This is a genomic window from Asaia bogorensis NBRC 16594, from assembly GCF_001547995.1.
Classification (GTDB): domain Bacteria; phylum Pseudomonadota; class Alphaproteobacteria; order Acetobacterales; family Acetobacteraceae; genus Asaia; species Asaia bogorensis.
On record NZ_AP014690.1, the window covers coordinates 2,344,914 to 2,357,947 of the forward strand.

Consider the following 13,034-nt stretch of genomic DNA (forward strand, 5'->3'; position numbering starts at 1 on the left):
AAGTCGATCCGGTTATTGATCCACCCCGGATCAGAACCCGGTCGAGAGTGAAACCAGAGCCGCGAAGTTGCCACCAACAAGATAGATCGGTGAGCCAGCTTTGGTCTGATTGCCGTAAATCCCTGTGCGGCTCTGGGCGCTGGTGACGAAACTGGCTGGTGCGGAACGATAGATGTTGTTGCCGATATTGACCAGATTGAGCTGGATTTTCGGGCCGTTCAAATGCGCGACATGAGGCAGGCGATAACCGAGCGTGATGTCTGACACGACATAGCCCGGCATGCGCTGGTCATTCATGAACGTGGAATATTGCGAGCTGATATAACGCAGGCTGAAATTCCCGAAAAACTGCCTGTTGTCGTCATAGGCAAGACCGACGGACGCCGTCACATGCGGTGTGGCCACCATCGTCTTGCCCGCCGTTGGCAGATAATCGATGACAGACTGACCCGCTGCGTTGGTCGCCGAGACAGGCAGATTATTATCCGTTGTCGCGTGCAGGTACTGGGCCGAGACATAAGGGCTGAAATGATGCCAGGGCTTGAGGCCCAGCTCCCCCTGAATACCGCGGATCGTCTCGCCACCCACATTGATCGGCATGGAAACCAGCGTATTGGTGCCAGGAATATAGGAGGTGGAGCTTACCTGATGACTGGTCAGGTTCATGTTGAATGCTGAAACCTGAAAATGGATCAGCGTGCCGTTATGACGATAACCGATTTCCTCACCAATACCGTACTCGCCCTTCAGGCTGCCTGGCTGTGATGTGGCCCCAACTGAGTTGGGATCGAAAATCTGGCTATAGGCCTGCACCGAAGCCGGCGCACGGAATGAGGTCGTGCCATTGATATAGATCTGGTCCTTGGACGTCAGCGCATAGCTGATGGCCACCTGTGGCAGAGGTGCGAAGTAATTGCGCACTGTCTTGTAGGGATCGGCTCCGGGTACGTCATTCGTCCCCTGACGTGAGACCATGACCGTACGAAAGCCCGCGCTCAGTGTCAGCTTGTCATTGAGCAGTTTGAGCGTGTCGGCAATGAACAGCGCGTTGATCTGCTGCATGAAATTGAGGTTGTAGCCGCTCAGCAGATCACCGCCCGGCACACGGATGCCATAGGCTCCATAGGAATTGGCAGCCTTGCCCGAGAAATCCACGGTCGCAAAGGTCGAGTGCTCCTCATGGGTTGCATAGGAATACCAGTAACCGCCAGATAGCGTGTTGTGCCCGGAGGTCCAGTCCAGAGACGTATTGATGGCACCGACTTTCTGGTTCCACGGATCGACCGCAACCGTCGTGATCTTGCCGTTGGTGACGTAAGGCTGGTTCAGATTGCCATAGACCTGCGTCCCGAAAGTACCACCGGATGCCGGAATATTCTCACCACCTACAGCGGGGCCGAACTGGTGAACATAATAAGGCGTGACACTCAGCTTGAGCCCGCGTGCCAGCGTGAAATGCATGGGCACCACGACATCCTCCGAGTTCAGATTGCTCAACTGAAGCTTGTAGTAGCTGGCATCTCCTGGCGTGTAGTGATCGCTATAGGTCAGCCCCTCGCCCCATTGCTTCCACTGGGCCGCCGTTGGCGACCGAAAAGGCGTCTGCTCCTGTTTGTTGAAGCCGAAAATGGCGCTGATCGAGTTGCCATCACCCCATTCCTTCACGAACTTCGCATCCACATGATAGCGTTTCAGCCCGCCGGGACCACGCCAGTTATTGTTCGATTGGTGCGAAAACGATACGAAACCACGAATGCCAGTCTGGCCAATATCACCCGTATCCAGACGGAGGAATTCCTTGTTGGCGCTCTTGTTGCCTCCCATCAGATTGATGAAGCCACCATATTTGTGCGACGGGTTGAGCGCTGTCGCTGAAATCTGCCCACCAACCGCGTTGAATGTCGGCGCATTGAGATCGGGCGAGCCTTGTGAAACCGTCACGGAGCCCAGATTTTCCGTATCGACAAGCATCGCCGTGTAAGGCTCGTAATTGATCGGATCAGCCAGCGGTGCACCTTCAAACAGGTAACCGATCTGGCTCTGGTTCATGCCACGCATGGTGATATTGTCACCCGCCGTCGCAAGCGGGCTTTGATTAGCATAGACCACGCCCGGCAGATTGGCGATCATCGACGAGATATTGCCCGTGGGCGCCTGCTTGGCAATGAAGTCGCGCGTCACCCCGCTCTGTGAGCGCGGCGCAGTCTGCTTTGGCATCAACCCGCCGCCCGGCGTGGTATTGGTCGTCCCATCCGCATGACGGCTGGATGATCTGACCGAGATTTCCTCTGCCTGCGGGTTGGCCCCCAGAACAGACCCCTCAGTCGCACTCCCCGCCCGGCGATGCGCAGCGCCTGCCTTATGCGCCGGAGCGGCAACCGGCGCCTTGCCGGACTGTCCGCTTCCATCGGGCGTTTCCGCTGCCTGTGCGGCGATTGCGCCAACCACCGAGTTCATTGCGATAGCGGAACAGAAAACAAGGAGATCACGTCTTAGATGGCGCATGGTCCACTCCCGTCTGCGTGGAGGATTCAAAATAAATCGGCCGCGATGGGAAGAACAGTTTGTTGTCCGTCCAGATCGTTCCGCGTTCCTGCAAAACGTTAGACGGCTGATTTTCGCCCTGCAATTGTTTATTGGAAAAACTAAGTGATTTGCCAGTTTTCGGCAAAATTAATGCCAGAAAACCAGCATTACGTCACGTTTGAGTGTCGATCCCGCGATTTTCACTTAATTTATGTCGATAAACAAAGGGGGAGGTCTTATCAGGAGATGGAATCGGTATTGCCCCGGATGTATCAGGGGCTTCACAACACAGGATCATGACCGTCCATGCGCCTTATTATTATGCCAGAGTCCAGCTCCGCCATGCGACTCGCCGCAGCCGAAATTGCCTCAGTGATGACCTCCTGCGCATCGCCTGTGCTCGGCCTGGCGACAGGGCGGACCATGGAAGGCGTCTATGGGGATCTGGTCCGACTACACCAGAAACAGGGGCTCGATTTTTCAAGCACGACCAGCTTCAATCTTGATGAGTATGTTGGCCTCTCCGCCGATGACCGCAGGTCCTATCATTACTACATGAACGATCTGCTTTTTCGTCATGTCAATATTTCCCAGACAAACGTACACCTTCCAAATGGGGTCGCCGCTGATCTTGCGCAGGAATGTGCGGATTACGAGCAGGCGATACGCAATGCAGGCGGGATTGACCTGCAATTACTCGGCATCGGCGATACAGGGCATATCGGCTTCAACGAACCGCCCTCGCCATTCGACACGCGCACGCGCTGTGTCACGCTCAATGAGCGCACCCGCGAGCAGAACGCCGCCATGTTCGGTGGTGACCCTCAAAAGGTGCCTGATCGGGCCCTGACGATGGGCGTCGGGACCATTCTCGAAGCGAAACATCTTCTGCTTCTTGCGCTTGGTTCTGCCAAGGCAGATATCGTGGCGTGCGCCCTTGAAGGTGATGTCACGCCGCAGGTCAGCGCGTCGGCCATTCGGCTTCATGACCATTGCACGGTCATTCTGGACGAGGCCAGCGCCTCTGCCCTGACAGAGCAGACGAGACGCGATGCAGACTTCCGGCCGCGCTGAAAATCCCGTGTGCTGCGTCGCATTTTTAAGCCTGTTTTACGGGTAGGCGTCGTGGCGCGGCGTATCCTAGGGGCGCTGCCCCTTCCATATCAGTGCCCAGGATATTCTCCTGAATGGGAAAGGGGCTCCGGAATAATCAACCGGAGCCCCTTTTTTTCAGTCGGTGCTGGCGATCAGCGCCTTTATGCCAGGCACAATAGCAATCAACAGCCCTCCCGGGGGCTGGTTCGTATGGTTCGAGGCTTCGTGGTCAGCGCTCGCGGCGTAAGCGGCATCCTGCTCGGCAAGGAGAGCCTCGGCATGCTCATGCCAGTCCTTGCTTTTCCTGCCCGGCTGCATGGCGTCTAGGCCAAGCTGTGACAACGCCGCGATCTGAGCCGAAACGGGCTTCACCTCATCAATGACTGGCTGCGCGGGTAAAGCCTGAAACGCCTTGTCGTTGCCGATATAGCGTAAAAGATGACTCTGCACCGCAGCGATAACGCTACGATCTCCTGCCTTGTAGCGCGCGGCAAGCGCGTTGAATTCGTTCCCCTCAAAGCTGTCCGGTCCCGCAATTGCCGCAGGGGAACTCAGGATTTCATCACCCTTGTGGCTCGCAAGCCGGTTGATTGCATAATTGCGCACCGGCACGGTAATCGCGACCAGCTGCGTCAATGGCGTGATATTCTGCGGGGTCAGACGGGCAATCATCCGGGCCTGATGATCACTCGCCTGCAAGCCGAATGTCTCGAGCATATTCATGACCAGCGGAAGCCGATCTGTAAGGGCCTGCGGGTCTCTTACCGACTGATCGGACCAGTAACGCTCGGCAAGGGCGGCGGAACGCGGCCAAAGACGCGCATCGACCATTTCATCAGATACGACTTCCGTCCAGAGCGGTGCCTCACCACCCAGCACCAGTTTCTTCTGAGCCTCGTCCAGCGGTGGCGCATTGGGATCGAGCGTAAAGGCATCGTCAAGCGGACGAGGTTTCTGCCCCGGCAGATTGGGTGCGAGACCATCGGCACGCGTATCGAACGGGTCGACGGCATAATGTGTGGTCGAGGGATTGAGCAGATCGAGGTAATATCCCGATGACACGACCACCGGGTGACCGACACGCGTGGCGGACCCAATCCATTTGGAGCCGCGCCAGGCCTCGACAACGACGTTTTTGGGTATGGGGGCCTCGCTTACCTCATCCCAGCCCATCATGATCTTGCCATCGGCAGCGAGGAGCTTCTCGATCTCTGCGGTAAAGGCCGCCTGCATGGCAGGCGCATCCTTGTAGCCGTGCGCCTGCATATAGGCCGTGATCTGCGGGTTGGTTGTCCACTGGCTGGATACCACCTCATCACCCCCGGTATGAAAATAGCGATCCGGGAAAAGCCGTGCCATTTCGGCAAACAGGATACGGGCGAATTCGAGCACTTTGGGGCTCGTCGGGTCCATTGCCGGCGTGTTGAGGTTAGGGTGCTTCGCGCAATGGGTCGTTGTCTCGCCATTACCCGAAGCGACATCGCAATCCTTCACCCAGTCCTTCATCGTCACGACGGGCTGCTGCGCGGCAAGCTCGGGATAGGCCGCCAGAATGGAAAGCGTATGCCCCGGCACGTCGAATTCCGGCACGATCCGTATGCCCCGGTCGGCAGCATAGGCGATGATCTCGCGTATCTGATCCTGCGTGTAGTAACGGCTATGCCCGCCGAGTTCCTGAAGGCGTGGCAGGCGCTTGCTCTCCACCCGGAAGCCGGTTCCATCGCTCAGATGCCAGTGCATGACATTGAGTTTGGTCAGTTCCATCGCATCCAGCTGGCGTTTGATGGTATCGGTGGACTGGAAATGACGCGAAACGTCGAACATGAGACCGCGCCATTTGAAGCGTGGCGCATCGACAATACGCCCCTGCGCGATCACCGGTGCAGCGCCTCTCGTGTCCAGCATCTGCAGCAGCGTGGCAAAACCATGGATTACACCAGCAGGGCCATCGGCAGTCAGCCTGATACCCGTGGCAGAAATATCCAGCTTGTAGGCCTCATGCGCGTCGAGCGTCAGATAGGCAGGGTCTCGCCCTACGTCGATCGTGAACGTGGGCCCATGACCCGTCGCGGGGCGAACGCCAGCCGCTGCGAGACGTGCGCTGAAGCGCGCAGCAGCCCGTTTCAGCAAGGGGGTGGGCGCGTGTGACCAGTGAATATCCGGCAGCGCCGTAAGCGCAAGGCTCTGCGCATCCAGTGCAACGCTGGCAGGCTGGGGCATGAAAATCGGGGTCAATGGCGCAGCCAAGGCAGGTCGGATCGCGGCACAGCCAGCCAGCAATACACCAAGCGCAACCCCGGAGTGGATTACCCTTTTCGGGAGAAACATCAGGCCCAATCCTTTTTCAGAAGCAGGTCACTCCGGGCATGCCGTGCGTATCGCCTCGTGCAGCCGAAGGATCTCCGCAGAAGATGTCACAGCGTGAGACGCTGCGAATCCGAAATGATCCAGTCGCCCATCCTGCACTGCTGATTTTATCCGGCAAGAGGCATGGAACGATTTCACACCGCTTGACGCAATCAGGTCGCCCACATTGTCGGGGCGCACAGCACTGCCAGCCATGATGTCGATACGACCACGCGCGTGATCATTCAGCCTGCGCAAACAGGCCGCACCATCAGGCGCACGAATGGCCTGCCCGGATGTCAGTACGCGCTCGAACCCCAGATCCATCGCCATATCGAGTGCCGCAATCGGGTCAGGTGTGAGGTCGAAAACACGATGCAATTGCCTGTGCAGACTCCCACAGGCGAGTGACAGCCTCTCGAGCAGCGCATAATCGAGCGTTCCATCTTCCAGAGAAGCGCCCAACACAACACCATCCATACCCGCCTCCCGTACGAGCGCGATATCGTTCTCCATCTGGGCAATGTCTGTGGGAGAAAATATGAAATTGCCTGCTCGCGGTCTGATCATCACAAACACCGGCACGCGGGAGCGCCGCGCCTGCGCCAAAAACCCGCCTGAGGGCGTAAGGCCCCCAAGGTCTAGCGCTGCGCAAAGTTCGATGCGATCGACCTGATCAAGCTGGGCTGCTTCAAGCCCCGCCATATCGTCAATGCAGATCTCCAGACTCGTCGTTCCGGTAAGGGTCCGTAACCGGTCGACCTCATGAGATTTGGCGCGCTGCCCTGGCACGACACCCTGTTCACGCTTCACGTGTCATCTCGCTTCCCCTTCCGGTCGCCTCGCAGTAGACTGACCCGCCCACCCCGCACGCCTAGAACCCGGCAAGGAGACGTGCAGCCCTCGAAAGACCAAGCACAGGGAACATGCCCGTCGCAACCCGAAGCCCTCAGGCGAAGCCGCTCACAAACACCCTTGAGGCGCAGCGCGATTAAAGATTGGCGTTGCCGAACAGGAAGTGCTGAGCCGCCAGACTGGCTGCACCCGTGGCAAAATCCAGTGGCTGAAGCGGCGCCAGGTGCAACTCGGTAAGGTAACTGTCACGACGCAGAACATGAGCTTCCACCGCCTGACGCAGCGCGCGGGCAAAAACGCTTTCAACCAGATGGGGATCGAGGCGGACAACGATACGGGCAGGATCGACAAACTGGATCACCTGAGACAGTGCCACGCCCAGCGCCGTACCAGCCCTGTGCAATATCGTCAGGGCTTCGGGATGGCCATCCGTCGCCATCTGGTCGATACCCTCAATATCATCCGGCAAGCCTACACGGCGCGCTGCTCCCAGAATGGCAGGGAGCGCAGCCAGAGTTTCGAGACACCCCTTGTTCCCGCAGCGGCATGGAAGCGCTTCGCCATCAATGGCAATCGGGGCATGTGACATCTCACCGGCCCCCCCATGCCGCCCCCTATGAAGCCGCCCATTGACGATATGCGCACCGCCAATGCCCTCGCTGACAAAAACGAGACTGAAATCCTGCAAATCGCCGGAATTACCGAAAAGCTGTTCCGCTACAATAAGAGCATTCGCATCGTTCTCGACGAAGACCGGCAAACCTGTCATGGCGGACAGACGCGAACCGATCTCGGCATCGTGCCACCCCAGTGTTTCCGAGGCGAGGCACGTCTGGCTATCGGACGAAACAATCCCCGCAATGACGACGCCGACACCTGCAACCTTGCCGATATCCGGCGGGGCCATGCCGAGTACCGTTCCAACGGCCTCGGCCATGGCAGCAAGACAGGGCTCGACATCGAACAGAAGCGGAAAAGTCAGCTGGGCATGAATGCGCCCATGAGGGTCTGTCAGCACCACGTGGGCAGGGTCACTCTGCAGCGATATCCCGATAAAACTCGCCGCATCCTGCCTGAGTCCGAGCATGACCGACGGACGACCAAAACCGAAGACCCGTTCTCTCTCATCCAGAATGTTACGCTCTATCAATTCACGTACCAGAGCGGTCACACTCGCCTTGCTCAGATTGAGGACACGCGCGAGGTCAGTGCGACTTTGCGGCCCGGAACGGCTGAGCACACTCAGGATACGATGATGGCCTGTCGAGAACATCTCTTATTTCATCTGCTAAAGTAATTGTTGGTCTTCTATCTTCCATATTCCGGGACGCCGAAGCATTTCCCCTGAAGAAGGCGTGATACAATCCGAACCAGAAGTCAAATTTGAATCTACCTAAATAGTCACACCCCTGTCCAGAACCATCAGCTAAAACCTAACTATAACCCATCGGCCAAGGACATACTTATCCTTTGATTCGCCGTGATTATACAAGGCCTAATTTTTTTTACAGTTATTATTGTTTATATACCGCTCGTTTGTTCAAGCATTGTTTTATGTAGGAAATTATATCAGGTGAGATTCAAACCTTGTCTGACGAGCGCCTCCATGCGTACCCGGATATTCCACCCACCCCGACCTTCATGTTGAGACGCGCCGGGCGGCATATCGGTACGATGTGGTGGTGTCGCACAGCGTGCAGCCATGCGTCCCACTGCCATTCATGAATATGGTGAGCAAAATCGCGATGACCAGCCCGGATCGCCCTGTTTCGCCGACCCGATCACCCATGTCGTCCTGGTTATCGCACGCAGGCAATACGGCTCCCGAGTGAGACCTCGTGACGACGTCCGGATCGCAACGCCTTGGACCTGCCTGGCGCGTCATCCTCAAGTCTGAATTTCCTCAGCCCCACCGACGCAGAGCCAGCTCCGTTCTCCTGCCCGTGGGCGCCCAACAGGAGGGGCGAGAGATTCAGCGCCTTCGCGCACTTCCGATTATTGTGAAACCGAAACTTGCAAATGATGCTGGCCAGATTGGCGCATCTTACCTATAATCCGCATAGTTCATTTTGTAAAATAAATAGTTTCTCGTTCAAGTTGAGGATCTACCGAAAAATGTCCCAACTCACTTCACATGATAACCGGCTGGTTGGCCCTTATGGCTACAGCGCCCTGGCTATCGCTGCGCTGATTTTCTTCGCCATGGGATTCGTGACCTGGCTTAACGGTCCGCTCATCTCGTTTGTACGCGTGGCCTTCTCGCTAAGCGAATTCAGCAGCTTTTTCATTCCGCTAGCGTTTTATTTCTCCTTTTTCCTGTTCTCCATTCCAACGTCTTTGATTGCTCAACGCCTCGGCCTCAAGACAGGGCTCACCCTTTCGGTGCTCGTCTCGGCTCTTGGCGTCGCGGTTTTCGGACAATTTGTCGCGTGGCGTATCTATCCGGGGGCTCTGACCGGCCTCTTGATCCTCGGGGCGGGTATTTCGCTCATGCAGGTGGTGATCAACCCGCTGGTCAGCCTGCTGGGACCAGCCGATCGCGCGGCACAACGCATCTCGATCATGGGAATTTGCAACAAGACTGCAGGGATATTAGCGCCTCTGGTGCTTGGCCTCCTGGTCATGCGCAATATCGGTGCCGTCGCAGAGAAAGCCCAATCTGCTACCGACCCTGTTGTCCGTGAAGCCTTGCTCAACAATTTCGTGCAGGCGCTTTATCTGCCCTATCTGGGTATGGCCGGCATTCTGGTGATTATCGCCGCCATCGTGGCCTTCGCCCCCCTCCCCAATCTTGAAGCCCCCCCAATCCAGACAGGCGACGGCGCAAGCCCGAGCTTCTTCAAGCCGCATCTGGTGTTCGGTTTCATTGCGATGTTCCTTTATGTCGGCATCGAAGTGATGGCGGGCGATGCGATTGGCACCTATGGGCAAAGCTTTGGCCTGCCTCTGGATGAGACCAAATTCTTCACGGCCCTGACGCTGACGGGGATGCTGGTCGGCTATATCATGGGCTTCATCATCGTACCGCGGTTCATACGGCAGGAAGTCTATGTACAGCTGTCCTGCCTTGTCGGCTGTGTGCTGACCGTTCTGGCGGTACTGACCCATGGCTATACCTCCGTTTTCTGCGTCGCACTGCTGGGTGTGACCAATGCCATGATCATGCCCACCCTTTTCCCGATTGCCATACGCGGCGCCGGTCATCTCACGGCCATGGCCTCGGCCATCATGGTCATGTCGTATAGCGGCGGTGCGGTCGTGCCCCAGTTCTATGTCTGGCTCAAACCGGTCTTCGGCTTTCAGGGCATGTTCGCCATGATCGTCATTCCGGCCTATCTCATCATTCTCGGTTACGCCCGCCGCTATGGCCGCGTCGGGCTCTCACAGGGAGAATAGGATCGTGCTTACCCAGCTTACCGGACAGATCGTCCTGCCAGATCGTATCATGCCCGGTACAATTTCCTTCGATGAAGTGATCCGATCCATCGAGCCGGCTACCGGGGCGACCGATCGTTACATCCTGCCCGGCTTCATTGATGGGCACGTACATGGCGGGGGCGGCGCTGACACGATGGATGGCCCCGAGGCCATCAGAACGCTCGCACGATTTCATATGCAGCATGGCACGACCACAATCCTGCCAACCACAATCACCCGTCCCTGGGCCGATGTCATGCGCGCGCTTCATGATGTGGCCGGCATCATGGAAAATCCCGGTTCCGATGAGCCGCGTATTCATGGTGTCCATCTGGAGGGCCCTTTTGTCAGCCCTCACAAGCTCGGGGCGCAACCGCCTTTCACCATAGCCCCCACCTCCGACAAGCTCGATGATGTGCTGGCAGCCCGATGCGTGCGCGTGGTGACTCTTGCACCCGAGATAGAGCACGCTGATGAGGCTATAGATCGCCTCGCTGCTGCCGGCATCCGCGTCAGTCTCGGCCATACCACGGCAGATTACGAAACGAGCGTAACCGCCCTTTGCCGTATCTGTACGGCAGGAGGGGTCGGCGGCGGGACGCATCTTTTCAATGCCATGTCGCCTGTGGAGGGCCGCAATCCGGGCCCGGTCACCGCCTTGATGTGTCATGACGCCAGCTATGCGGAAATGATTTTCGACACCCATCACGTGCATCCGGCCAATTTCCGGCTCGCCTCACGCGTCATGCGTGATCGTCTGGTTTTTGTGACCGATGCCATGCGTGGCGCGGGTCAGCCTGACGGCCCGAGTTCGCTCGGTGGTCAGGATGTGGTCATCAAGGATGGCGTGGTCCGCCTGCCGAACGGTTCGCTGGCTGGCAGCGTGCTGACGCTCGATCAGGCCTTGCGCAATGCTGTGGCCCATGGGGCCTCCCTGCCTGAAGCGAGCGCACTGGTGAGCAGCAACCCGGCGCGTTATCTCGGCCTTCACGACCGTGGCACACTCGACTGCGGAAAGCTGTCCGATATGGTGGTAATGGATGCAGCACTTGCCGTGCGCGAGATCTGGGTTGGCGGACGCAAAACCTACGAGGCATGAGTGGAGGTGGGGACAGGCGTGAGAAATCCCTCAATCCTCTCACGAGTTTGTAACAATATCACACGAAATCTTGTATTTTTTCTTGGTGTTGCGCGAACATGTCTTTCTGTTAATGCCTTGTGCAATCACGCTGCCGCTTGAAGGCAGCGGCCAACTCAGACCAGTCAGAGTGATGAGCAGAACAGAACTGATCCCGCACACCCCTTCCAGCCCATCTGGCGCGTGCCCCTCTGCGGGCCATAAAAGACGTCCCGCAAGGCGATGGCGAGCCTCTCTCGCCCTGTCGCTGACGCTCGCCTGCGGTGCGGTCTCAGCCACACAGGTTCACGCTCAGGCGCAGACGGCCAAGACCCTCGAGAGTGACGATTACGTTGCGATGGGTTTTCCCATTGCCGGTCAGGGCGCTGTGCCCATCGGGCCGCTTGTTCCTTCCCTCTATGGTAATCCGCATCTTCTGGGTGACTGGGGCGGGGCGCAAAGCTGGATGCAAGAGCGCGGTATCTTCCTCAACATAGCGCTTAACGAGGAATATATGGGCAATCTCACGGGTGGGCGCACGCGTGATAATGTCTTTGCCGGTCAGGTTGCAGCCGAACTCGACATCGACTGGCAGAAGCTGGCAGGGTTCAAGGGATTCTGGACACATATGCTGGTCGTGAACGGTCATGGCCGCAATTTCAGCTACTCGCTGGGCGATTATGTCTCCAACCCCGAGCAGATCTACGGCGCGCGCGGCAATGTCGTCGCCCATCTTGTCTCGATGTACGCTGACAAGACCTTCCTACATGACCGGGTCATTCTTTCCGCTGGTGTGATTCCTACCGGGACGTTCTTCGACTTCGATGCACTTGCCTGTAACTTCATGAATGTCAGCGTGTGCGGCAATTTTGCACCGGGCAAATATGCGCCGGGCGGACGCGACTGGCCCTCTGCCAATATCGGCGCCGTGCTGCGCGTGCGCCCGACGGAGCGCACCTATCTCATGGGTGGGTTGTTTGCCGTCAGCCCGCATTCCTTCAATGGCGGCGTGTCAGGCTGGGCCCTTGCCCAGGATGGTCTGGGCAAGCTCAGCTCTCAGTTCGAGGCTGGCTGGGATCCCGCATTCGGCAAGGACAAGCTGCTGGGTCACTACAAGGTCGGGTTTTATTACGACAATTCACGCTACCCGCATCTTTATGAGGATCGCTATGGCGGCTCCTATCAGGCCAGCGGCCTGGGCGCGCGCCAGCAATCGGGTATGTGGTCCAGCTGGTTCATGTTCGACCAGATGCTCATGCGCAGTGGTAAAGGCCTGGCCGATGGTCTGATCGTTATCGGCGGTGTCGGTTACGCCCAGGGCAATGTGGTGGCCATGCGTGATCATGAATGGATCGGCCTCCTTCAAAGCGGCACGCCTTGGCATCGCCCGCTCGACCAGATCGGTGTCATGTTCCAGCATATGAACATGAGCCGCTCGGTGCGCTTGCAGCAGGAATCCTCAGTCGCTCTGGGGCTGCCTTTCGTGTCCAACCAGTGGGGCAACGTTTACGGCGTGCAGAACTGGGAACAGGTCTGGGAAGCTTTCTACAGCGTGCATCTGGCACGGGCCACGGCGCTGCAGTTTGACTTCCAGTATCTGCAGCATCCCGGTGCCACAACCACCTTCAACGACGCCGCTGTGATTGGCGGCCAGTTCACCACCAACTTCTGAGCAAGG

Annotated in this window: 9 protein-coding genes; 4 read left to right on the forward strand and 5 right to left on the reverse strand. The window is 57.7% G+C overall.

Translation table 11 applies throughout. The features are described 5' to 3' along the window. Positions 1 to 30: 30 nt before the first annotated feature. Positions 31 to 2,505, reverse strand: coding sequence for a TonB-dependent receptor (locus Asbog_RS10445; RefSeq protein ID WP_062165092.1), 2,475 nt, complete (start codon positions 2,503 to 2,505; stop codon positions 31 to 33). 327 nt (positions 2,506 to 2,832) lie between these two features. Here Asbog_RS10445 and nagB point away from each other — a divergent pair, with 327 nt between their 5' ends. Then, positions 2,833 to 3,600, forward strand: coding sequence for a glucosamine-6-phosphate deaminase (nagB, locus tag Asbog_RS10450; RefSeq protein WP_062165093.1), 768 nt, complete (start codon positions 2,833 to 2,835; stop codon positions 3,598 to 3,600). Positions 3,601 to 3,756: 156 nt separating this feature from the next. Here nagB and Asbog_RS10455 read toward each other — a convergent pair whose 3' ends face one another. From Asbog_RS10455 to Asbog_RS14565, 4 genes are all read right to left on the reverse strand, one after another. After that, positions 3,757 to 5,949 carry a beta-N-acetylhexosaminidase gene (locus Asbog_RS10455; RefSeq protein WP_062165094.1) on the reverse strand — a complete coding sequence of 731 codons (2,193 nt, stop codon included), beginning with the start codon at positions 5,947 to 5,949 and terminating at the stop codon, positions 3,757 to 3,759. Between the two features lie 27 nt (positions 5,950 to 5,976). Next, a complete protein-coding gene (locus Asbog_RS10460; protein WP_197669040.1) occupies positions 5,977 to 6,780 on the reverse strand; it encodes a copper homeostasis protein CutC in 804 nt (267 codons plus the stop codon). Positions 6,781 to 6,958: 178 nt separating this feature from the next. Next, on the reverse strand, positions 6,959 to 8,095 hold the full coding sequence (locus Asbog_RS10465; protein ID WP_062165095.1) for an ROK family transcriptional regulator: 1,137 nt from the start codon (positions 8,093 to 8,095) through the stop codon (positions 6,959 to 6,961). 366 nt (positions 8,096 to 8,461) lie between these two features. Further along, positions 8,462 to 8,611: a hypothetical protein gene (locus Asbog_RS14565; RefSeq protein ID WP_171840686.1), complete on the reverse strand. Its 150-nt coding sequence runs from the start codon at positions 8,609 to 8,611 to the stop codon at positions 8,462 to 8,464. 326 nt (positions 8,612 to 8,937) lie between these two features. On the opposite strand from Asbog_RS14565, the gene gluP reads away from it, so the two are divergent. From gluP to Asbog_RS10480, 3 genes are all read left to right on the forward strand, one after another. Beyond that, positions 8,938 to 10,218 (forward strand): glucose/galactose MFS transporter, encoded by a 1,281-nt coding sequence (gene gluP, locus Asbog_RS10470; protein ID WP_062165096.1) that lies wholly within the window; start codon positions 8,938 to 8,940, stop codon positions 10,216 to 10,218. 49 nt (positions 10,219 to 10,267) lie between these two features. Further along, complete coding sequence (gene nagA, locus Asbog_RS10475) at positions 10,268 to 11,338, forward strand: N-acetylglucosamine-6-phosphate deacetylase (protein ID WP_231944712.1); 1,071 nt, start codon at positions 10,268 to 10,270, stop codon at positions 11,336 to 11,338. A 172-nt stretch (positions 11,339 to 11,510) separates the two neighbouring features. Continuing rightward, positions 11,511 to 13,028, forward strand: coding sequence for a carbohydrate porin (locus Asbog_RS10480; protein WP_083510831.1), 1,518 nt, complete (start codon positions 11,511 to 11,513; stop codon positions 13,026 to 13,028). Positions 13,029 to 13,034 lie beyond the last annotated feature (6 nt).